21 protein-coding genes and 1 pseudogene are annotated in these 21460 nt (G+C 62.2%); 11 read left to right on the top strand and 11 right to left on the bottom strand.

Annotated features, from left to right (window positions below; genetic code table 11):
- The first annotated feature begins 82 nt into the window (after positions 1 to 82).
- The 6 genes from adk to GN234_RS12795 all read left to right on the top strand — a co-directional run bounded on the left by adk (position 83) and on the right by GN234_RS12795 (position 4607).
- Positions 83 to 730, top strand: coding sequence for an adenylate kinase (gene adk, locus GN234_RS12820; RefSeq protein WP_109753681.1), 648 nt, complete (start codon positions 83 to 85; stop codon positions 728 to 730).
- A gap of 93 nt (positions 731 to 823) precedes the next feature.
- The gene (gene tsaB / locus GN234_RS12815) at positions 824 to 1501 is read left to right on the top strand and encodes a tRNA (adenosine(37)-N6)-threonylcarbamoyltransferase complex dimerization subunit type 1 TsaB (RefSeq protein ID WP_109753682.1); all 678 of its coding nucleotides are present in this window, start codon (positions 824 to 826) and stop codon (positions 1499 to 1501) included.
- Between the two features lie 369 nt (positions 1502 to 1870).
- A complete protein-coding gene (locus GN234_RS12810; RefSeq protein ID WP_109753683.1) occupies positions 1871 to 2179 on the top strand; it encodes a hypothetical protein in 309 nt (102 codons plus the stop codon).
- Positions 2179 to 3039: a DUF72 domain-containing protein gene (locus GN234_RS12805; RefSeq protein WP_176688561.1), complete on the top strand. Its 861-nt coding sequence runs from the start codon at positions 2179 to 2181 to the stop codon at positions 3037 to 3039. The genes GN234_RS12810 and GN234_RS12805 overlap by 1 nt, the downstream gene beginning before the upstream one ends.
- A gap of 31 nt (positions 3040 to 3070) precedes the next feature.
- Positions 3071 to 3892, top strand: a complete 822-nt coding sequence (locus GN234_RS12800; RefSeq protein WP_109753685.1) for an isocitrate lyase/PEP mutase family protein — start codon at positions 3071 to 3073, stop codon at positions 3890 to 3892.
- 16 nt (positions 3893 to 3908) lie between these two features.
- Positions 3909 to 4607, top strand: coding sequence for an extensin-like domain-containing protein (locus GN234_RS12795; RefSeq protein WP_176688560.1), 699 nt, complete (start codon positions 3909 to 3911; stop codon positions 4605 to 4607).
- A 13-nt stretch (positions 4608 to 4620) separates the two neighbouring features.
- On the opposite strand, the gene GN234_RS12790 is transcribed toward GN234_RS12795, so the two are convergent.
- Entirely contained in the window at positions 4621 to 5241 is a 621-nt protein-coding gene (locus GN234_RS12790) for an energy transducer TonB (protein ID WP_109753687.1), read from the bottom strand.
- 92 nt (positions 5242 to 5333) lie between these two features.
- On the opposite strand from GN234_RS12790, the gene GN234_RS12785 reads away from it, so the two are divergent.
- Positions 5334 to 6116, top strand: a complete 783-nt coding sequence (locus GN234_RS12785; protein ID WP_109753688.1) for a class I SAM-dependent methyltransferase — start codon at positions 5334 to 5336, stop codon at positions 6114 to 6116.
- A 144-nt stretch (positions 6117 to 6260) separates the two neighbouring features.
- On the opposite strand, the gene GN234_RS12780 is transcribed toward GN234_RS12785, so the two are convergent.
- On the bottom strand, positions 6261 to 6896 hold the full coding sequence (locus tag GN234_RS12780) for a TetR/AcrR family transcriptional regulator (RefSeq protein ID WP_163855185.1): 636 nt from the start codon (positions 6894 to 6896) through the stop codon (positions 6261 to 6263).
- Positions 6897 to 6990: 94 nt separating this feature from the next.
- On the opposite strand from GN234_RS12780, the gene GN234_RS12775 reads away from it, so the two are divergent.
- Together GN234_RS12775 and GN234_RS12770 are read left to right on the top strand one after the other, a co-directional pair.
- Positions 6991 to 8091, top strand: a complete 1101-nt coding sequence (locus tag GN234_RS12775) for an efflux RND transporter periplasmic adaptor subunit (RefSeq protein WP_109753690.1) — start codon at positions 6991 to 6993, stop codon at positions 8089 to 8091.
- 6 nt (positions 8092 to 8097) lie between these two features.
- Positions 8098 to 11163 (top strand): efflux RND transporter permease subunit, encoded by a 3066-nt coding sequence (locus GN234_RS12770; RefSeq protein ID WP_109753691.1) that lies wholly within the window; start codon positions 8098 to 8100, stop codon positions 11161 to 11163.
- Between the two features lie 136 nt (positions 11164 to 11299).
- Here GN234_RS12770 and GN234_RS12765 read toward each other — a convergent pair whose 3' ends face one another.
- The 4 genes from GN234_RS12765 to plsB form a co-directional block, all read right to left on the bottom strand.
- Positions 11300 to 11989, bottom strand: coding sequence for a DUF4197 domain-containing protein (locus GN234_RS12765; protein ID WP_109753692.1), 690 nt, complete (start codon positions 11987 to 11989; stop codon positions 11300 to 11302).
- Positions 11990 to 12022: 33 nt separating this feature from the next.
- Positions 12023 to 12424 carry a YbaY family lipoprotein gene (locus tag GN234_RS12760; protein WP_109753693.1) on the bottom strand — a complete coding sequence of 134 codons (402 nt, stop codon included), beginning with the start codon at positions 12422 to 12424 and terminating at the stop codon, positions 12023 to 12025.
- 93 nt (positions 12425 to 12517) lie between these two features.
- The gene (locus GN234_RS12755) at positions 12518 to 12892 is read right to left on the bottom strand and encodes a hypothetical protein (RefSeq protein WP_109753694.1); all 375 of its coding nucleotides are present in this window, start codon (positions 12890 to 12892) and stop codon (positions 12518 to 12520) included.
- A gap of 188 nt (positions 12893 to 13080) precedes the next feature.
- Positions 13081 to 15579, bottom strand: coding sequence for a glycerol-3-phosphate 1-O-acyltransferase PlsB (plsB, locus tag GN234_RS12750; protein WP_176688559.1), 2499 nt, complete (start codon positions 15577 to 15579; stop codon positions 13081 to 13083).
- 235 nt (positions 15580 to 15814) lie between these two features.
- On the opposite strand from plsB, the gene GN234_RS12745 reads away from it, so the two are divergent.
- The gene (locus GN234_RS12745) at positions 15815 to 16024 is read left to right on the top strand and encodes a cold shock domain-containing protein (RefSeq protein WP_003198198.1); all 210 of its coding nucleotides are present in this window, start codon (positions 15815 to 15817) and stop codon (positions 16022 to 16024) included.
- A 150-nt stretch (positions 16025 to 16174) separates the two neighbouring features.
- Here GN234_RS12745 and GN234_RS12740 read toward each other — a convergent pair whose 3' ends face one another.
- The 3 genes from GN234_RS12740 to dapE form a co-directional block, all read right to left on the bottom strand.
- The gene (locus GN234_RS12740; protein ID WP_109753696.1) at positions 16175 to 16552 is read right to left on the bottom strand and encodes a hypothetical protein; all 378 of its coding nucleotides are present in this window, start codon (positions 16550 to 16552) and stop codon (positions 16175 to 16177) included.
- Between the two features lie 83 nt (positions 16553 to 16635).
- Complete coding sequence (locus GN234_RS12735; RefSeq protein WP_176688558.1) at positions 16636 to 17445, bottom strand: putative RNA methyltransferase; 810 nt, start codon at positions 17443 to 17445, stop codon at positions 16636 to 16638.
- Complete coding sequence (gene dapE / locus GN234_RS12730) at positions 17445 to 18596, bottom strand: succinyl-diaminopimelate desuccinylase (protein WP_109753698.1); 1152 nt, start codon at positions 18594 to 18596, stop codon at positions 17445 to 17447. The genes GN234_RS12735 and dapE overlap by 1 nt, the downstream gene beginning before the upstream one ends.
- A gap of 281 nt (positions 18597 to 18877) precedes the next feature.
- Between dapE and tcdA the strand changes: the two are divergent.
- A pseudogene (gene tcdA / locus GN234_RS12725) lies at positions 18878 to 19699 on the top strand (tRNA cyclic N6-threonylcarbamoyladenosine(37) synthase TcdA).
- Positions 19700 to 19841: 142 nt separating this feature from the next.
- Here the strand turns inward: tcdA and GN234_RS12720 are convergent.
- Together GN234_RS12720 and GN234_RS12715 are read right to left on the bottom strand one after the other, a co-directional pair.
- Positions 19842 to 20246, bottom strand: a complete 405-nt coding sequence (locus GN234_RS12720; RefSeq protein ID WP_116831555.1) for a SufE family protein — start codon at positions 20244 to 20246, stop codon at positions 19842 to 19844.
- Positions 20243 to 21448, bottom strand: a complete 1206-nt coding sequence (locus GN234_RS12715; RefSeq protein ID WP_109753701.1) for an aminotransferase class V-fold PLP-dependent enzyme — start codon at positions 21446 to 21448, stop codon at positions 20243 to 20245. Before GN234_RS12715 ends, GN234_RS12720 begins: the two co-directional genes overlap by 4 nt.
- Positions 21449 to 21460: the final 12 nt, after the last annotated feature.

Raw genomic sequence — 21460 nt, 5'->3', positions numbered from 1 at the left:
GGGCGGTCACGATCCTGTTTTCCGCGATTGGCCCCACGAGGCGAATCCGAGCGTTTACATAAAAAAATTGAGGAGCACATCGATGCGCGTCATTCTGCTGGGAGCTCCCGGGGCCGGTAAAGGTACTCAGGCAAAGTTCATCACCGAGAAATTCGGTATCCCGCAAATTTCCACTGGCGACATGCTGCGTGCCGCAGTCAAGGCGGGCACCGAGCTGGGCGTCAAGGCCAAGAGCATCATGGATGCCGGCGGCCTCGTGTCGGATGACCTGATCATTGCCCTGGTCAAGGATCGCATCGCTCAGCCCGACTGCGCCAAGGGGTTCCTGTTCGACGGTTTCCCGCGCACCATTCCCCAGGCCGAAGCCCTGGTGACTGCTGGTGTCGAGCTCGATGCGGTGGTTGAAATCGCCGTCGAAGACGAGGAAATCGTCCAGCGTATCGCCGGTCGACGCGTTCATGAGCCATCCGGTCGTGTTTACCACACCGTCTATAACCCGCCGAAAACCGAAGGCAAGGACGATGTGACGGGTGAAGACCTGGTGCAGCGCAAGGACGACACCGAAGAAACCGTGCGTCATCGCCTGTCGGTCTACCATTCCCAGACCAAGCCGCTGGTGGATTTCTACCAGAAACTGTCGGCTGCCAATGGCAAGCCGAAGTACAGCCATATCGAAGGCGTCGGTTCGGTTGAAGCGATCACTGCCAAGGTGCTTGCAGCCTTGAGCTGAAAAGTCTGATCAGTTGCACTAACTACGGCCCGCTTGCGGGCCGTAGTTGTTTATACTGGCGCACTTTTTTCCACCTGATTTACGGACACATCGATGAGTACCTTGCTGGCCCTGGACACCGCGACTGAAGCTTGCTCCGTTGCCTTGCTGCACGACGGCACGGTCACGAGCCATTACGAGGTGATCCCGCGCCTGCACGCGCAGAAGCTGTTGCCGATGATCCAGCAATTGCTCAGCGATGCCGGGACGACCTTGCAGGCCGTGGACGCGATTGCTTTTGGCCGCGGGCCGGGGGCTTTCACCGGCGTGCGCATCGCCATTGGTGTGGTGCAGGGGCTGGCGTTTGCGTTGGAGCGGCCGGTGTTGCCGGTGTCGAACCTGGCGGTGCTGGCCCAGCGTGCCTTGCGCGAACAGGGAGCGCGCCAAGTCGCGGCGGCCATCGATGCGCGCATGGACGAGGTGTATTGGGGCTGCTATCGCGAAACCGACGGTGAGATGCGCCTGGTCGGTGCTGAGGCAGTACTGCCACCCGAAGCCGCGGCTTTGCCGAGCGGGGCCGACGGTGACTGGTTCGGCGCCGGTACCGGTTGGGGTTATGGCGAGCGGATTGCCGTCAGCCTGACCGGCCAGGACGCCTCGATGCTGCCCCATGCCGAAGACCTGCTAACCCTGGCCCGCTTCGCCTGGGCGCGTGGCGAAGCCATCCGGGCTGACGATGCGCAACCGGTGTACCTGCGGGACAAGGTCGCAACGCCCAAGTCCGAGCGGTAAAAAACCTCACCCCATTTCTCAAGTGAGCACACTGTGGCGAGGGGATTTATCCCCGCTCGAGTGCGTAGCACTCGCCATGTGTGCATGGCACATAGATGTCGGGGGGGCGCTTCGCACCCAGCGGGGATAAATCCCCTCGCCACAAAGGCATTCCCCACCCTCAGCCCCCAAGTCAGTCGCCCTCCAACAAAATCATTCCGCTTAAAAAGTCATTTCCTCACCCAAAAGTCACGCCTGATATTGCCAGTCGTCACTTTTTCAGCCCGTTTTTAAACCTTTTAGGCTTTATGTGTTCTAGTTATCACTTGCGCATTTGCGCGGCTGCGAAAGTGCCGCTAAATTGCCATCATTGATACCGAGCATTCTGTTATGCGTATAGACGGCGTTTCATCCCAGTCCTACCCCATCAAGCGCAAGCCTCGTGCAGGCAAAATCGCTGAGCAGGAGTCCTTCGATGATATCGATGGCGAACTGGAGTTTCCGTCTGAAGAGCAACTGGCCGCCCGTGCCGCCAAAGCCTCCGCGCAACGCCTGAGCAATCTTCCCGCCCGTCAGCAAGACATGCTTTATCACCGTGCGATGAGCCGCAGTGTCGCCACGGCCCTGGCCAGCTACCTGAGCACCGCCGGTTTCGTCGATTGGGATATGGAAGTGCTGGGACTCGATCTCTACATCTGATGGTATTGCCTTACTACCTGGGCTGCCCCTCCTGGAGCGAAAACGCCTGGCGCGATTATCTTTATCCCCAGGACGCCAAAAGCACCGACTTCCTGAATCTCTATTGCCAAGTGTTCAATGCCGTGGAAGGCAATACGACCTTCTACGCCAGCCCGTCTGCGGCCGTCGTGCAGCGGTGGGCAGAAACCATGCCCGAGCACTTTCGCTTCACCGCCAAGTTTCCCGGTGACATCAGCCACAACGGTGATTTGCGTGAGCGCCTGACGGCCACCGAAACCTTCCTGCAACTGCTCAGTCCTTTGGGCGAGCGTGTCTCGCCGTACTGGCTGCAACTGTCCAAGGCCTTTACCCCGAATCGGTTGCCGGAGCTGGCGGGGTTCATCGACGCCTTGCAGCAGCCCTTGGCCGTGGAGGTCCGTCATGATGAGTTCTTCGCCAAGGGCGATGCCGAACGACGTCTCAATCGCCTGTTGCTCGATCGCGGTGTCGAACGCATCTGCCTCGATCCCCGGGCCTTGTTCAGTTGCACTTCGCCCGATCCCGCCGTGCTCCACGCACAATCGAAAAAGCCCCGGGTACCGCCCCGGCCTGCGGCGTTCACCCAATGTCCGCAAGTGCGCTTCATCGGCCATCCGGTGCTGGAGGCCAACGAGCCGTTCCTGACGCCCTGGGTGGAAAAAATCGCCGGGTGGATCGAAGAAGGGCGCACGCCCTATATTTTCCTGCACACCGCCGACAACCTGCTGGCGGCCCGGCTCGCGCAACACTTCCACAGCCGATTGATGCGTCGATTGCCTGGCTTGCCGGCCCTGCCTGAGCTATATAGAGAGCCCGCCGCCGAGCAACTGGGTTTGCTCTGAGGCCACTTCCTCTCTGCTCAGGAGCGAACTCATGGATGCGCAAACCCGTCGAGCCCAGGCGTTCAAGGCCTTGCACGAACGCGAAGGGGCTTTTGTCATTCCCAACCCATGGGATGCCGGTTCGGCCAAAATGCTGGCCAGCCTCGGCTTTGAAGCCCTGGCGACCACCAGTGCCGGCCATGCCTTTTCCTTGGGACGGCCCGATGGTGCACTGGGCCTGGATGACACATTGGCTAACGTGCGAGCGATTGTGGCCGCTACTGATCTGCCGGTGGCCGTCGATCTGGAGAACGGTTTTGCCGATGCGCCCGAGGAGTGTGCGCGTAACTTGCTCCGTGCGGCGAAGGCCGGTGCGGTGGGTGGTTCGATCGAGGATGCCACGGGGCGCGAAGACAGCCCGATCTATTGCTTCGAACATGCCGTGGCGCGGGTCAAGGCCGCTGCCGACGCCGTACGCGGTTTGCCGTATCCCTTCCTGCTGACGGCCCGGGCGGAAAACTTCCTGCACGGCAATCCGGACCTGGATGACACCATTGGCCGCCTGAAGGCCTTCGCGGACGCGGGGGCCGACGTGTTGTACGCCCCGGGGCTGAGCAGCGCCGAACAAGTACTTGCGGTGGTGCGGGCCGTGGCGCCGAAACCGGTGAACGTGCTGATGTCCGGGGCGCTGGACCTGTCCGTCGCGCAGTTGAGCGAATTGGGCGTCAAGCGCATCAGCGTTGGATCGGCGTTGGCCCTGGCCGCGTATGGTGAGTTCTTCCGCGCCGCCGAGGAAATCCAGCAACAGGGCACGTTCACTTTCACCCGCCGCTCGATGCCGTTCAAGCAGGCCAATCAATTATTCAAGGGTTGATGCCCGAGGCATTGTCGTGCGGTTTTGGAAAGCTCTTGCGGTAGTGGCACTGATTGTTGGTTTCGCAGGGCTGGGGGTATGGCGCGGTTGGGTGGCGCTGCCGCCGCAATGGAATCCCTGGGCGCCCCTGGACGTCAATCTCGCGCCCAACCTGCTGACCCGCTTCAAGCTCATGGCCCTGCGCAACGACCCGCAGCTGTGCGATCAGGCCCTCGCCACCTCGGGGCTGCGCACCGCTCGCCAGGCGGACAGCGGCGCCAATTCGACGTGCCCGCTGACCAACGTGCTGAGGGTGCAGGGCGGTGAGGTGGCGCTGAGCAGCAGTTTCCTCGCCAGTTGCCCGTTGGCGGTAGCGTTCGCGCTGTTCGAGCGCCATGGGTTGCAGCCGGCGGCAATGGCGGTCTACGGGCAGAAAGTGACGCGGGTCGATCACCTGGGCAGTTTCGCCTGCCGCAACATGTACGGGCGTGAGAGCGGCGCGCGCAGCCAGCATGCTACCGCCAGTGCGTTGGACATCGCCGGGTTTCGCCTGGCCGATGGCCGCACGGTCAGCGTGCTCAGGGACTGGCCCAAGGACAATGCCGATGCACGGTTTCTACGCCAGGCCCGCGATGGCGCCTGCGATATGTTCAGTGTGGTCTTGAGTCCGGATTACAACGCGGCGCACCGCAACCATTTTCATCTGGATGTGGGTCCATGGTGGATCTGCCGCTAGTGTCCTGAGCGGGTCAGGCGGCGATACGCAGGTTCTGCAGCACGATCGGGCGTGCCCAGCGGATGTCGAAGTCCAGTTGCTTCTGTTGCGCCACCAATTCCTCTTCCGGGAAGGGCGGGAACGGCTTGTCCAGCAGGTCGAGTTCGAACTCGGCAATCGGCAGGTGCAATGGGCGCGGTTGCGGTGCCGGGCCGGGTTCCGGCAGCGGTTGGCCAGCGGCGAGGACGAGTGGGCGAACCCAGTTGCTCTCGAAGGTCTGCTGTTTTTGCTGGGCAGCGATTTCTTCCTCTGGGAAGGGCGGGAAGGGCTTGTCCAGCAGGTCGAGTTCGAATTCGGCGATGGGCAGGAACAACGGCTCAGGCGGCTTGACCGGTGTTTCGGTCACTTCGCAGGTGCGTTGGCTGACGATGTGCTCCAGCAGCTCAGCGCCGAGGGTCGGTTCAACAGCCTCATCGAGGGCCACTGGCTGGTAGCTGCCAGGCGCCGGTGCGTTATCCCCCAGTTGATCGGCCAGGGCCCGGGCAAAAAAGTCCTGCCACAGGTGACTGACGCCGCTCAGCGCTTGGGTGTTACGCAGGCTGTAATCGCCGTAAGGGGAGATAACGCCTATCGATGTGGATTGAATGTCTGACATTTTTCTCGGTCGACGCTCAGCTCTGGCAAAATGCCGTTCACCTTTGTTATCGGCCATTTTTGCCGATCATTAATTTTTTGAGCGTGTTTTTCATGAGTGAGCAACCTGTGGCCTGCCGCATCCATGTCGAAGCCCTGGCCCCGGCCTTCCAGCCGCAGGCCGAGCGTTGGGCGCAGCGGCTTGGCCTGCCTTTGCAGGTGGACGATGGCGAGTTTGCCTTGCAGGTCGGCGAGCAGGGCCTGCAACTGCAGCAACTGGGCCCGGACGCGCCAGGACCGGTGCGGGTGGACTTCGTCGAGGGCGGGGCGGCTCATCGTCGGTTGTACGGCGGTGGCAGTGGTCAGATGATCGCCAAGGCCGTCGGGGTCGCCCAGGGTGTGCGCCCGCGGGTGCTGGATGCCACGGCCGGGTTGGGCAAGGACGCGTTCGTGCTGGCCAGCCTGGGCTGCGAAATGAGCCTGATCGAGCGTCAACCGCTGATCGGGGCCCTGCTGGAGGATGGCCTGGCCCGTGGGGCGGAAGACTTCGACGTGGCGCCGATCGTGGCGCGCATGCGTTTGCTCCAGGGCAACTCCATCGAAGTGATGCGCAACTGGGAAGGCGAACCGCCCCAGGTGATCTACCTGGACCCGATGTTTCCCCATCGTGAGAAAACCGCCCTGGTGAAGAAGGAAATGCGCCTGTTCCGGCCCCTGGTGGGCGATGACCCGGACGCCCCGGCGCTGCTCGCCGCGGCCCTGGCGCTGGCGACTCACCGGGTGGTGGTCAAGCGTCCGCGCAAGGCCCCGTGCATCGAAGGGCCGAAGCCGAGCCATGGGCTCGATGGCAAGTCCAGTCGCTACGACATCTACCCGAAGAAAGCGCTCAAGGCCTGAGACCGCGGCGCCTGCATCGCGAGCAGGCTCGCTCCCACAGGAATCGCTGGTGAACACAGACTCTGTGAGCCTTCTCGATCAAACTGTGGGAGCGAGCCTGCTCGCGATGAGGCCCTTCCAGCTAGCGAAGGGCCATTGGTCGAGCTAAGGCCGATAAGCCCGCATAAACAACCCCACCACTTCCTGTACATGACTCTCGGCCGCTTCAGGCTCCAGTGGCGCGCCGCAGCCATACAATAGGCGAAAGTTCGCCGCGCCCTTGATCAGACAGAAGAAATGCTCGGCGGCATTGCGCGGTTTGTCGATGCTCAGGGCGCCGCTCTGGTTGACCTTGGTCAACAGGCGTTCCATGCCTGAGAGCATCCGCTGCGGGCCGGCTTCGTAGAAAATCGCCGAGAGTTTCGGATCCTGGCTACCCAGGGCCATGATCACCCGATGCAGGTTCACCGATTCCTCGCTGCTGACGAGCTGGTGAAAACCACGGGCAATGTTCAGCAACACGTGTTCGATCAGAACGCCGTCCGGCCATTCGAAAAACAGCGGCGGCACCTGTTCTTCGCACTTGGCGATCACGGCAGCGGAAAACAGCGTTTCCTTATCGGTGAAGTGGCTATAGACGGTCAGCTTCGACACCCCCGCCTCGGTGGCGACGGCGTCCATGCTGGTGCTGGCGTAACCCATGCTCACGAACAGGCGTTTCGCTGCGTCGAGAATGGCCTGGCGCTTGGCCAGATCCTTCGGGCGACCGGGGCCGCTGGGGGGGGAAAGATTGTTCGACATTTCTTCGCTTTAATACTGGACTGGTGAGTTTGCTATTAATAACATACTCGTCAGTATAATTATTCCAAGCACCATTAGCGAAAGGTCACTCGCCATGTTCCGCTATGCCCTGCCCCTCGCCGTGCCAGTCACCCTGGCTTTTTTATTGTCTGCGTGCGGTCATGACGAGCCGGTGCCCGTCGCCGTGCGCCCTGCCATGGTGGTCAAGCCCGAGCCGTCGGCCCAGGCGATGGACAGTTACCCTGGCGAAGTGCGGGCCCGATTCGAGCCCGACCTGGCCTTTCGCATTGGCGGCAAGGTGAGCCGACGGCTGGTCGAAGAGGGGCAGCGGGTCAAGGCCAATCAACCGCTGGCCGAACTCGATCCCGAGGATGTGCGCCTGCAACTGGAAGCGACCCGTGCCCAGGTCGCCGCCGCCGAGGCCAACCTGAACCTGGTCCGCGCCGAGCGTGATCGCTACAAGACCTTGATGGAGCGGCAGATGGTCAGCCGTTCCCAGTACGACAACGCCGAAAACCTTTACCGCTCAGGCACTGCGCGGCTCAAGCAGATCAAGGCCGAGTTCGATGTCGCCAACAACCAGGCCAGTTATTCGGTGCTGCGTGCGCCCCAGGATGGCGTGGTCGCCCGGCGTTCGGTGGAGGTTGGGCAGGTGGTGTCGGCCGGGCAAACCGTCTTCACCCTGGCCACCGATGGCGAGCGTGAAGTGTTGATCAGCCTCCCGGAACAGGGGTTTGGCCGGTTCAAGATCGGCCAGCCGGTTTCGGTCGAACTGTGGAGCCAGCCCAACCAGCGTTTCAGCGGACGCATTCGCGAACTGTCGCCGGCCGCCGACCCCAGGTCCCGTACCTTCGCCGCCCGGGTGGCCTTCACTGCCGGCAGTGTTCCGGCCGAGCTGGGCCAGAGTGCCCGGGTATTTATCCAGACCGCCGACAAGGTGCCGCTGTCGGTGCCGTTGTCGGCCCTGACGGCTGAAAATGGCGCGACCTATGTCTGGGTCGTCAACGCCGACAACACGCTGAAAAAGGTCCCGGTCCGGGTCGGCGCTTTCGGCGAAAAGACCGTTCCGGTGCTTGAAGGCCTCAGCCCCGACGACTGGGTGGTGGCGGCCGGCGTGCATGTGCTCCTCGACGGCCAGCAGGTGCGGCCGGTGGATCGCTCCAACCGCGTGGTCAACCTGACGGCGAAGGAGTAATCCACGATGGGTTTCAATCTTTCCGAATGGGCGCTGCGCAACCGCCAGATCGTACTGTTCCTGATGCTGTTGCTGGCCATCGTTGGCGCGCTTTCCTACACCAAGCTCGGCCAGAGCGAAGACCCGCCATTCACTTTCAAGGCCATGGTGATCCGTACCAACTGGCCGGGCGCCACGGCCGAGGAAGTCTCGCGCCAGGTCACTGAGCGCATCGAAAAGAAGCTGATGGAAACCGGCGATTACGAAAGGATCGTTTCGTTCTCCCGGCCGGGGGAGTCCCAAGTGACTTTCATGGCGCGCGACTCCCTGCATTCGGCGCAGATCCCGGAGCTGTGGTACCAGATCCGCAAGAAGATCAGTGACATCCGCCATACCTTGCCGCCAGGTATCCAGGGGCCATTTTTCAACGATGAGTTCGGGACTACCTTCGGCAATATCTACGCCTTGACCGGCGATGGTTTCGACTACGCCGTGCTCAAGGACTACGCCGATCGCATCCAGATCCAGCTGCAGCGGGTCAAGGACGTGGGCAAGGTCGAACTGATCGGTTTGCAGGACGAGAAGATCTGGATCGAGCTGTCGAACGTGAAGCTGGCGACCCTTGGCCTGCCCTTGGCGGCGGTACAGCAGGCCCTGGAGGAGCAGAATGCGGTATCGACCGCGGGCTTCTTCGAAACCGACAGCGAGCGATTGCAGCTACGGGTTTCGGGGAATTTCCAGAGCGTGGAAGAGATCCGCAACTTCCCGATCCGGGTCGCCGATCGTACGTTCCGTATCAGTGATGTGGCGGATGTGCGCCGGGGTTTCAACGACCCACCGGCGCCACGCATGCGTTTCATGGGCGAAGACGCCATCGGCCTGGCCGTGGCGATGAAGGACGGTGGTGACATCCTGGTCCTGGGCAAGGCCCTTGAGGTCGATTTTGCCCGTATCCAGGATACGCTCCCGGCCGGCATGCAATTGCGCAAGGTGTCGGACCAGCCGGCGGCGGTGAAGACCGGGGTCGGTGAGTTCGTCCAGGTGCTGGTGGAAGCGCTGACGATTGTATTGCTGGTGAGCTTCTTCTCCCTGGGCCTGCGCACCGGGATGGTGGTGGCCCTGGCGATTCCGCTGGTGCTGGCGATGACCTTCGCGGCGATGTATTACCTGGGGATCGGCCTGCACAAGATTTCCCTCGGCGCGCTGGTACTGGCGCTGGGGCTGCTGGTGGACGATGCGATCATCGCGGTGGAGATGATGGCGATCAAGATGGAGCAGGGCTTCGACCGGATCAAGGCCGCCAGTTTTGCGTGGACCAGCACGGCGTTCCCGATGCTCACCGGTACGTTGATCACGGCGGCGGGGTTCTTGCCGATCGCCACCGCGCAATCGGGCACCGGCGAGTACACCCGTTCGATTTTCCAGGTCGTGACCTTGGCATTGCTGGCGTCCTGGGTGGCTGCCGTGGTGTTTGTGCCGTACCTGGGGGAAAAACTCCTGCCGGACCTGGCGAAAATTCACGCGGCCAAACATGGCACGGCTGACGGCCAGACCGACCCTTACGGCACGCCGTTTTATCAGCGTGTCCGGCGGATGGTGGAGTGGTGCGTGCGTCGTCGCAAAACCGTCCTCACCCTGACCGTGCTGTTGTTCGTGGGCTCGGTGGTGTTGTTCCGTTTCGTGCCGCAGCAATTCTTCCCGGCGTCGGGACGGCTGGAGTTGATGGTGGACCTGAAACTGCAGGAAGGTGCCTCCCTGAGCAACACCGCCGAGCAGGTCAAGCGCCTTGAAGCGCTGCTCAAGGACCACGCCGGCATCGACAATTACGTGGCTTATGTCGGCACCGGTTCACCGCGTTTCTACCTGCCGCTGGATCAACAACTGCCAGCGTCCAGCTTCGCCCAGTTCGTGGTGCTGGCCAAGACCATCGAAGATCGCGAGCCGTTGCGCAGTTGGCTGATCACTACCCTGAACGAACAGTTCCCGACCCTGCGCTCGCGGGTCACACGCCTGGAAAACGGCCCGCCGGTCGGCTACCCGGTGCAGTTCCGCGTTACTGGTGAACACATCGAAGTGGTCCGGGCCCTGGCACGCAAAGTGGCGACGAAAGTTCGAGAAAACCCTTACGTGGCCAATGTGCATCTGGACTGGGAAGAGCCGAGCAAGGTGGTGTACCTGAACGTCGACCAGGACCGTGCCCGGGCCCTGGGTGTCAGCACCGCCAATCTGGCGAGTTTCCTGCGCAGCTCCCTCACGGGCTCCAGCGTCAGCCAGTATCGCGAAGACAATGAGCTGATCGAAATCCTGCTGCGCGGCACGGTGCATGAGCGCACCGAATTGTCATTGCTGTCGAGCCTGGCGGTGCCGACCGACAACGGCAGGAGCGTTGCCCTGTCGCAGATCGCGACCTTGGAATACGGTTTCGAAGAGGGGGTGATCTGGCACCGCAACCGTCTGCCGAGCGTGACCGTACGGGCCGATATCTATGGCAAGGAGCAACCGGCGACCCTGGTGCAGCAGATCTTCCCGACCCTGGACCCGATTCGTGCCGAACTGCCGTCCGGTTACTTGCTCGAGGTGGGCGGTACAGTAGAGGATTCGGCTCGCGGCCAGAAATCGGTGAATGCCGGTGTGCCGCTGTTCATCGTGGTGGTGTTGACGTTGCTGATGCTGCAGCTGCGCAGCTTCTCGCGCACGGCCATGGTGTTTCTCACCGCGCCCTTGGGGCTGATCGGCGTCACCCTGTTCCTGCTGGTGTTCCGCCAGCCGTTCGGTTTCGTCGCCATGCTCGGCACTATCGCGCTGTCGGGGATGATCATGCGCAACTCGGTGATCCTGGTGGACCAGATCGAACAGGACATCAAGGCGGGGCTGTCGCCCTGGCAGGCGATCATCGAAGCGACGGTCCGCCGCTTCCGCCCGATCGTACTCACCGCGCTGGCGGCGGTGCTGGCCATGATCCCGCTGTCGCGCAGCCTATTCTTCGGGCCGATGGCCGTGGCAATCATGGGGGGCTTGATCGTGGCGACGGCGTTGACGCTGTTGTTCCTGCCGGCGTTGTATGCGGCGTGGTTCAGGGTCAAGAAGACTTGACGCGATTCGGATAACACTGAAGATCAAATGTGGGAGCGAGCCTGCTCGCGATAGCGATGTAACAGCCAACAGAGATGCTATGGCTGATACCGCAATCGCGAGCAGGCTCGCTCCCACAGGTGTTTTGCGCGCAATCCTAGAGCGTACCGAAAACCTTCTTCGCCAAACTGGTCGCTGCAGCTGCCGGGTTCTGGCGAATGGCGGCTTCCTGCTTGCCGATCATCTCAAACAATCCGTCCAGCGCCTGCTCGGTCACGTAGTTTTCGATGTTGGCGCTTTTGGTGTCGAGCACGCCGAAGGTCGCGGCCTGGCCGGCGAAGGCGTTGTACTTCTGCGCCAGGCCGACCTTGTCGGTGGCTTGCTTGACGATGGGCAGGAACTTGGCGCGGATCTGTTCGCGACTGCTCTTGTTCAGGTATTGCGTCGCCGAGTCGTTACCGCCGCTCAAGATCCCCTTGGCATCGTCCACGCTCATGTTCTTCACGGCATTGACCAGGATCGGCTGGGCCTGGACCACGGCGGCTTCGGCGGCCTGGTTCATGCTGGTTTCCAATTGATCGACCTGGTCTCCCATGCCGAAGGCTTTCATCTTGCTGGCGACTTTGCCCAGCTTGCCTGGCAGTTCGATCTTCACATCCGGGTTGTTGCTGAAGCCGCCGGGTGTACCCAGTTGCTTGACCGCAACCTGTGCGCCTTGGGTCAAGGCATCCTTGAGGCCGCCCGCGGCGTCTTTTTGCGACAGGTCGCCCAGGGACAGGGCCATGGCATTGGCGCAGATCAACAGGCCTGCGCACAGGCCGGTGAAACGGAGGGTAGAGCGAAGCATGATGGCGTCCTTGAAGAAATTTGGAAAAAGCGATCAGCGTGCGGCGTTGACGCGGACCTTCAACGGCTGCGGATCCTTGCCATCGAGTTGTACGGCGTGCTGTTCGGTAGTGATGAACATCAACTGGCCGTCCACTTCGATGCGGGCGCTCACGGCATAACGATGGCCGGGCTTGACCTGGGCGGGATCATAACTGAGGTGGAACGGCAGCGGGACCTGGCCTTTGATCGGGCCGCTCTGCTCATCGAGCACCACGGCGGGGGCATCGGCCAGGGAAACGTCCTGCAGGCTCACGCTCAAGGTAGCGTTGGGCGGCAGGGCGATGCGTTGCAGGTAGAACACTTCGCCATCCAGGGATGCGGTGGTGGAGGGTGGCGTTGCCGATTGGCAAGCGGCCAGTAACGCCATGGATGCAAGCAGAGCTATTTTTTTCATTGGAAGCACCTTGCCCATTGACGCCAGCAACACACAGGCGTCAATGGGCATTTAGCGGGTTTGCGTCCAAGCACCCATTCGCAACGTTGCGGCTCAGGAGCCGAACGCGGGCGCTTGAACAGTTTCAGCCAGCGATGCTGGCGCCAGGCTCAGGGGGATGTCAACGTGTTGATTGCCGCCATCCCAGGTGAAGGCCTGTTCGGCCTCAAGAAAAAGAGCGGTGTCGGCTCGGTACACTCGTGCCTTTACCAGGAGCTCTTCCCCTACACGCGTCGTCTTGGAATCGACAAGAAAGCGATATTGCCAAGGCTGCTGGGCCCCCGGTTCCTTGGGTGCCACGTTGGAGCCCTGGCCGCCGCTGACGCTGATCTGCGCACCGGCTGCATTTAGAACACTGACTTCGGTGCGGCCGGCTTCGGGAAGTTGATGGCCTTCGGGCAGTTGCATGGTTAACGTGATGATATTCATGCTGAATTCCTTTTCAGTACGTCGACATTGACGTGGCCTCATCCTAGAAGCCTGCTCCAAAGTTCTCTGTAGGTCTTTTCTTCGTTTGACGTCGCTTTAGCCGCTGCGCAGCGTCGGAGTAAGTTCCTTGATGCCCCCATCAGCTCACCGAAACCGCTCCATGGTTCTGGGTGAGTGATCGGAAAGTTTCAAACGCCAGGACTGGCGGCGACCTCCGCCGCATCTTCACTGCGATGCAGCGCCACCTGGCGGATCGACAGGCGAATTTCCGCCGGCAGCACCCGCTTGGCCGCGCCTTCGGCCAGTTCGCCCAGCAGCTCGTGGTAGCTGAGTTTGCCGGCTTCGTCGCGGCGCAGCACATCGAGGTCCAGCATCGTCTGGATGAAGTGGCGGAACAGGCTCTTGTCGAAGAACTCCGGCGCGTTCAGGCCATGCAGGATCGACAGGCGCTGGGCCATGACGGTGCAGAGGTCCTCCAGTTCTTCGGCGCTGATGGTGTTCTGGCCGCTGTTGAGCAGTAGCGAGACGGTCATGTAGAAGCGCTGCAAGGTCTGGGCGATGCTTTTGGACAGCAGGGTCAGCAGCACGAAGTGCCGCGAGCTCGGCGCCGGACGCAGGTACAGGTCGTTTTCGAAACGCAGCAGGCCCTGTTCGACGAACGCTTCGAGCCACTGGTCGACCACGCCATCCAGTTCTTCCAGCGACCAGCGAATGAACAACTCCGATTGCAGGTACGGGTACAGCGCATGGGTGTAGCGCAGGATCTGTTCACGGCTCATGCGCGAGCTGCTCTGGAAGAAACTCGCCAGCAACGCCGGCAGGGCGAAGATGTGCAGCACGTTGTTGCGGTAGTAGGTCATCAGTACCGCGTTCTGCTCGTCCAGGTACAGAATCTTGCCCAGGGCATCACTCTGTTCCGACAGCAGGTCCATGCCCTTCACGTGCTCGATCAGCGCCTGGCCATCGCCTTCGGGCAGGGTGGTGTGGGGCGAGTACGGGACTTTTCGCAGCAGCGCCAGGTACAGGTCCAACACCCGGGCCATGGCGCGGTCGTCCAGGGCTAGGCGACTGGTTGACAGCAGCGCCAGGGCGACGAGGTTGACCGGGTTGATGGCCGCGGCCTCGTTCAGATGTCGGGCCACGCGCTCGCCGAGGCGGTGGGTGGTCGCGTTGAGCCAGGCCGGTTTGAATTGCGGGCCCAGTTCCTGTTGGCGCCAATCCGGATGTTCACCGTCGAGGAATTCCGCCAGCTTGATCGGTTCGCCGAAGTTCACCGCCACCTGGCCGAAGCGTTGCTTGAGGGCGCCGATGACCTTGAAGATGTCGAAGATCGATTCCTTTTTCTTGCTGGCCCCGCGCAATTCGCCCAGGTAGGTACGGCCTTCGAGTACACGCTCATAACCGATGTAGACCGGCACGAAGACGATGGGCATGCGCGAAGAGCGCAGGAAGCTGCGCAAGGTGATGGCGAGCATGCCGGTCTTGGGTTGCAGCATGCGCCCGGTGCGCGAGCGACCGCCCTCGACGAAGTACTCCACCGGGAAGCCTTTGGTGAACAGCGTGTGCAGGTATTCGTTGAACACGGCGGTGTAGAGCGGGTTGCCCTTGAAGGTGCGGCGCATGAAGAACGCCCCGCCACGGCGCAGCAGGCCGCCGATCACCGGCATGTTGAGGTTGATGCCGGCGGCGATGTGCGGTGGGGTCAGGCCGTTGCGAAACAGCAGATACGACAGCAGCAGGTAGTCGATGTGACTGCGGTGGCACGGCACGTAGATGACTTCGTGGCCCTGGGCGATGTTCTGCACGCCTTCGATGTGGTTGACCTTGATGCCGTCGTAGATTTTGTTCCAGAACCAGCTCAGCACCACTTCCAGGAACCGGATCGCGGTGTAGGTGTAGTCCGAGGCGATCTCGTTGCCGTAGCGCAGGGCCTGGGCCTTGGCTTTTTCCGCGGAGATTTTTTCCCGCTCGGCTTCCTCGGCAATCGCCTGCTTGACCAGTGGCTGGTTCAGCAGGCCCTTGACCAGGTTGCGGCGGTGGGAAATGTCCGGGCCGATGACCGCTGCTTTCAAATTGCGGAAGTGCACCCGCAGGATCCGCTGGGCCATGCGCACGGTGCGTTCGTGGCCCTTGTCGTGTTCGATCAGTTCGCGCAGATGGATCGGCGCGGAGAACTGCACGCGGGTCTTGCGTCCCAGGATCATGATGCTCAACAGGCGGCGCAGACGCCCGGTGACGGCCCAGCTGTCGGCGAACAACAGCTTCCAGGGGCTCGATTCGCTGTCGGGCGACTGTCCCCAGAACACGCTGACCGGGATGATCTGTGCATCTTCGGCGGCGTTGTGGGTCAGGGCATTGACCAGCCGCGTCAGGGTCGGTGGCGCGCCGCGCTTGTCCTGGCGCCCGATCCAGTCCGGTGCTGGCGTCAGGTAGAAAAACGCCGCCGGTTCCAGCAGGTTACCCACCGAGACTGGCAGCACCGGACGGGGCAGGCCAGCCTTGGTGCATTCGGTGTCGAGCACCGCCAGGTCGGTGAGCGAAGGATCTTGCAGGACGTAGAACACCGGACGACTGCGGTCGAGGTTGAGGGTGAAGGACGACTGGTTGATGGTCTCGGAGCGAACCCAGAGGTACAACAGTCGGCGCAGGGTGCCAAACACAAGACGGCGGAACGGGGAGCGGGTCATACGGCTTCTGCATGAGTGGATAAAACCGAGCGGCTGCTCGGGCTGGCTAGTGTGCCGGATTCATCGAAAATCGGCAAAAAAGCACCGAAGTAAAGTCAGTTGAGAGTTTTTACGTGTGTCATATACTCGGCCAGTGACTGCCACGGCCACCTTTGGACGGCTGGACGGCAGCTAACGTTCGTACGGCTTTCCTTCGAAAAGCCGACTTAAAAAAATAAAAATGGGAGTGAGCATCATGGCAGCACGGGAAACCGGCAGTGTGAAGTGGTTCAACGACGCCAAGGGCTACGGCTTCATCCAGCGTGAAGGCGGCGCGGATGTGTTCGTGCATTACCGCGCCATTCGTGGCGAAGGCCACCGTTCACTGACCGAAGGCCAGCAGGTCGAGTACGCGGTTGTGGAAGGGCAGAAGGGCTTGCAGGCTGAGGATGTGGTGGGGTTGTAACCCGCCCTTGCAGTCACCATGAAGACCACTGTGGGAGCGAGCCTGCTCGCGATAGCGGTGTATCGGGCGATACCTAATCGACTGTCACACCACTATCGCGAGCAGGCTCGCTCTCCCACAGTTGGATCTAGGCTGAGGCTGAGACGGGCGTTACGCCGTCTTCCAGGTAATCTCTTCTTCCCCATCGGCGCTGATGCGAATCCAGCGATCCGCCGATTCTTCACCTTCTTCTTCCACCCACGACCCAGGCGCGCAGCGCACTTCGACATTCAGGGCGGCGAAGGCGGCGCGGGCGCAGGCGATGTCGTCTTCCCACGGGGTCTGGTCACTTTCCAGGTACAGGCTGTTCCATTTGCCCACGGCCTTGGGCAGCCAGGTCACCGGGATGCTGCCGGCCTTGCACTTGTAGGTCTGGCCTTTCTGTACCCATTCGCTGCATGGGCCCAGGGCCTGGCCGAGCCAGGCGGCGATGGCCTTGTGGTCGACGTCGGCGTCCTTGAGGTAAATCTCGATATCGGGTTGGCGCATGGATGTCCTCACTGCGGTCTTGAAAAATCCATTCGCGGATTTAACTGGCCCCGGACGGTTGCCCGGGCCCGGAAACAAAAGGGTTATTGAAGAACGAAATAATCGTAGCGCATCGACACCGTGACTTCGAACGGCTCGGCCTGCTCGATCACGCTGGCACGGCGTTCGGAACTGGCACGCCAGCCGTGGGGCGTCATGGCCAGCAGGTTGGCGCGGTCCTGGCCGCTGTCGAGCGTCAGCTTGAATTCGAGGGTTTCGCTGTGATCGAGCGCCATGCCCGAAGGCACCAGGGCCAGGTGCTTGTCATCGGTGTACTGGCGAACTTCGTCGTACAGGCGTTCGCGCAATTCCATCAGATGGCCGGCGGTGGGGCCGACTTTCATCAGGCCGCCACCGGGACTGAGTAAACGCTTGGCTTCCTGCCAGTCCAGCGGGCTGAACACGCTGGCCAGGAACTGACAGCAGCCGTCCGCCAAGGGCACGCGGGCCATGCTGGCGATCAACCAGGTCAGTTGTGGGTTGCGTTTGCAGGCACGCTTGACCGCCTCTCGGGAGATGTCCAGGGCATAACCATCGGCATTGGGTAACGCTTCAGCGATTTGCGCGGTGTAGTAGCCCTCGCCACAGCCGATGTCCAGCCAGCGTCCGGGCGCACGTTCGGCGGCCAGTTCCGCCAGACGCCGGGCGACGGGGGCGTAATGCCCTGCGTTGAGAAAATCGCGACGGGCTTCGACCATCGCCTGGTTGTCGCCGGGGTCGCGGCTGTTCTTGTGCTGCACCGGCAGCAGGTTCAGGTAACCCTGCCGCGCGCGGTCGAAGCGGTGGCCGGCCGGGCACACCACACCGTTGTCCACCGCGTTCAGCGGCTCACTGCAGATCGGGCAGGCGAGCATCAGGCGAGCAACTTGATCAGCGTCTTGTAGTAGATCTCGGTCAGCACCTCGAGATCGGCTGCCAGCACTCGTTCATTGACCTGGTGGATGGTCGCGTTGACCGGCCCCAGCTCTACCACTTGCGTGCCCATGGTGGCGATGAAGCGACCGTCGGACGTGCCGCCGCTGGTAGACGCCTGGGTCTCGCGACCGGTGACGTCCTTGATGCTCGACGACACCGCGTCGAGCAATGCACCCGGTTCGGTGAGGAACGGCAGGCCGGACAACGCCCAGTCGATGTGCCAGTCCAGTTGATGTTTGTCGAGAATGTCGGCGACGCGCTGTTGCAGGCCTTCGACGGTGGACTCGGTGGAAAAACGGAAGTTGAACACCGCCACCAGGTCACCGGGGATCACGTTGGTCGCGCCGGTGCCAGCGTTGAGGTTGGAGATCTGGAAACTGGTCGGCGGGAAGAAGTCGTTGCCGTGGTCCCAATGCTCGGCGGCCAATTCAGCCAGCGCCGGGGCAGCCAGGTGAATCGGGTTCTTCGCCAGGTGTGGATAGGCCACGTGGCCTTGCTTGCCACGCACGGTCAGCTTCGCGCCGAGGGAACCGCGCCGGCCGTTCTTGACCACATCGCCCACCAAGGTGGTGCTCGATGGCTCGCCGACGATGCACCAGTCCAGCCGCTCCTGACGGGCCTTGAGACGTTCGACCACGGCCTTGGTGCCGTGGTGGGCCGGGCCTTCTTCATCGCTGGTGATCAGGAAGGTGACCGAGCCCTTGTGGTCCGGATAGTCGGCGACGAACCGTTCGGCCGCCACCACCATCGCCGCCAGACTGCCCTTCATGTCCGCTGCGCCACGGCCACAAAGCATGCCGTGCTCATCGATGACCGCGTCGAACGGGTCGAGCTGCCAGGCCTGCACCGGGCCGGTCGGCACCACGTCGGTGTGCCCGGCGAAGCACAGCACCGGACCGTCATGCTTGCCATGGCTGGCCCAGAAGTTATCCACATCCTCGATGCGCATCGGCTCGAGCGCAAAACCCGCATTACCCAGGCGCTGCATCATCAGTTTCTGGCAATCAGCATCCACCGGCGTCACGGACGGACGGCGGATCAGGTCGCAGGCGAGTTGCAGGGTCGGCGAGAGGTCGGCGTGGGCCGTCATGGAAACTCCGGGAATATTTAGTATGAACGCAAGGCTTGTGTGGGGGGCTGGCTGACACCCACAAAATGGCGGTTATCTTATAGCAAAACGACCGGCATGGGCCCCTGGTGCTGGTCAGTTGAAGCACAAAACCTGTGGGAGCGAGCCTGCTCGCGATGGCGGTGTGTCAGTCAACATCACTGCCACTGATCCACCGCCATCGCGAGCAGGCTCGCTCCCACAGAGGTTTTGCTCAATTTGCCGCAGCAAAGCCCTATAATGCGCGCCGGTTTTTTGGGGTAATGGTCATGAGTACAGAAGATCCACGGTTTGCCGGTATCGCCCGTTTGTATGGCATCGAAGGCCTGGAGCGCCTGCGGGCGGCCCATGTGGCGATCGTCGGCGTGGGTGGGGTCGGTTCCTGGGCGGCGGAAGCCATTGCCCGTTGCGGCGTGGGTGAGATTTCGCTGTTTGACCTGGACGATGTCTGCGTCAGCAACGCCAACCGCCAGTTGCACGCCCTGGACAGCACCGTCGGCAAGCCCAAGGTCGACGTGATGGCCGAGCGGCTGCGGGGGGATCAACCCCGACTGCAGGGTGCACGCGGTGGCGGACTTCGTCACCCGCGAGACCATGGCCGAATACATCACGCCGAACATCGACTGCGTGATCGACTGCATCGACAGCGTCAACGCCAAGGCTGCGCTGATCGCCTGGTGCAAGCGCCGCAAGATCCAGATCATCACCACGGGCGGGGCGGGTGGGCAGATCGATCCGACGCTGATCCAGGTCTGCGACTTGAACCGCACGTTCAACGATCCCCTGGCCTCGAAAGTGCGCTCCACCTTGCGCCGCGACTATGGTTTTTTTCCCGCACCGTGACCCGCCACTACAGCGTGCCCTGCGTGTTCTCTACCGAACAACTGCGCTACCCCAAACCGGATGGCAGCATTTGCCTGCAGAAGAGTTTTGTCGGCGACGGCGTCAAGCTCGACTGCGCCGGTGGGTTTGGCGCGGTGATGATGGTCACGGCGACGTTCGGCATGGTCGCGGCGACCAAGGCTGTGGATAAGATCGTGGCGGGTGTGCGGCGGCCGGCGGATCGGCTCAAGGGCGGGCAGTAACGGCCGTTGTGGCGAGGGAGCTTGCTCCCGCTGGGTCGCGAAGCGGCCCTGAAACCGGGCAACGCGGTATGTCAGACAGATTGAGTTGACTGCTTTTGGGACTGCTGCGCAGTCCAGCGGGAGCAAGCTCCCCTCGCCACAATCATTGCGTCAATTCGCGCATCCGCTGCAATACAGCATTCAAGCCATTGCTACGCGACGGCGACAACTGTCGCGACAATCCCAGCTGATTGAACCAATCCGGCAAATCCACCTGCTGCAACTCGTCAGCGGACAATCCATTGACCCGCGCCAGCAGCAACGCCACCAGCCCACGAATCAACCGCGCATCGCTGCTGGCGGCAAACTGCCAATGTCCGTCGTGCAACTGGCCCACCAACCACACCTGGCTCTCACAGCCATGAACGAGGTTGGCGTCGCATTTGTCTGCGTCGCTCAGGGGCGGCAGGCGCTCGCCCCATTGCATCAGCAGCCGGGCGCGTTGTTCCCAGCCCGAGGCGTCCTGGAAAATCTGCAACGCTGCGGCGGCATCGGCGGGTAGATTCATCGAAGCATCTCCAAGGCCTGATCCAGCGCTTCGAAGAAGCGTTCGATATCGGCGGAGTCGTTGTACAGCGCCAGTGACACCCGAATCGCCCCGGACAGCTTCAAATGCTTGAACAGCGGCATGGCGCAGTGATGCCCGGCGCGCACGGCGATGCCTTGTTCGGTCAGCAGATGGGCCAGGTCGGCGTTGTGCACGCCTTCAACCACGAAGCTGGCCAGGGCCAGCCGTGGGTTGCCTACCAGGCGCACGCCGTTGCGAGCCAACAAACCATGGAGCAGGTAGTCATGCAGCGCCGCCTCATGGTCAATGACCGCTTGCGGATCAAGAGTGGACAGGTAGTCCAGGGTCGCGCCCAACCCGATCACGCTGGCAATCGGCGGCGTGCCGGCCTCGAAGCCCAGCGGCGCCGGGCGGAACGTGGCGTTGTGGTAATCGGCCTGTTGCACCATTTCGCCACCGAACTGCCAATGGCGCAGGTTGCCAAGGGCCTCGGTACGACCAAACAGCACGCCCAGCCCGTCGGGGCCGTAGAGTTTGTGGCTGGAAAACACATAAAAGTCGCAGCCCAGTGCCTGAACGTCGTGGCGACCATGGACCACGCCTTGGGCGCCGTCGATCACTGTCAGTGCGCCCTGGGCCTTGGCCAGCGCCAGCAGTGTAGGCACTGGCTGCCAGGCTCCCAGCACATTGGACAACTGGCTCACCGCCAGCAAGCGGGTACGCGGGCCGATCAGTTCGGCGGCGGCGCCAGGATCGATCACCCCGTCAGCGTCTAGCGGCAACACCACCAGCGTCAACGAACGGCGCTCGGCCAGTTGCTGCCACGGCAACAGGTTGGCGTGGTGTTCCAGGGCGCTGATGACGATTTCATCGCCCGGGTTGAACAGATGTTCCAGCCCGTAGGCCAGCAGGTTCAGCGCCGAAGTGGCGCCATGGGTGAAGACGATCTGCCCGCAATCCCCGGCGTTGAGCCATTGCGCCACCTTGAGGCGGCTGTCTTCGAACGCCTGGGTGGCGTGGGCGCCCGGTAGGTGTTGTGCACGGTGCACATTGGCGGCGCCATTGGCGTAGTAATGCGTCAGGGCATCGAGCAGGGCTTGGGGTTTTTGCGTGGTGGCGGCGCTGTCCAGGTAGGTCTGGCCTTGCCGTTGCAGGGCGGCGATGGCCGGGAAGTCGGCGCGCCAAGGGGATGGAATCAACATGCTTTCGGGCCC

Source organism: Pseudomonas bijieensis, from assembly GCF_013347965.1.
GTDB classification, from domain to species: Bacteria; Pseudomonadota; Gammaproteobacteria; order Pseudomonadales; family Pseudomonadaceae; genus Aquipseudomonas; species Aquipseudomonas bijieensis.
This window is presented reverse-complemented; position numbering and strand designations above follow the sequence as displayed.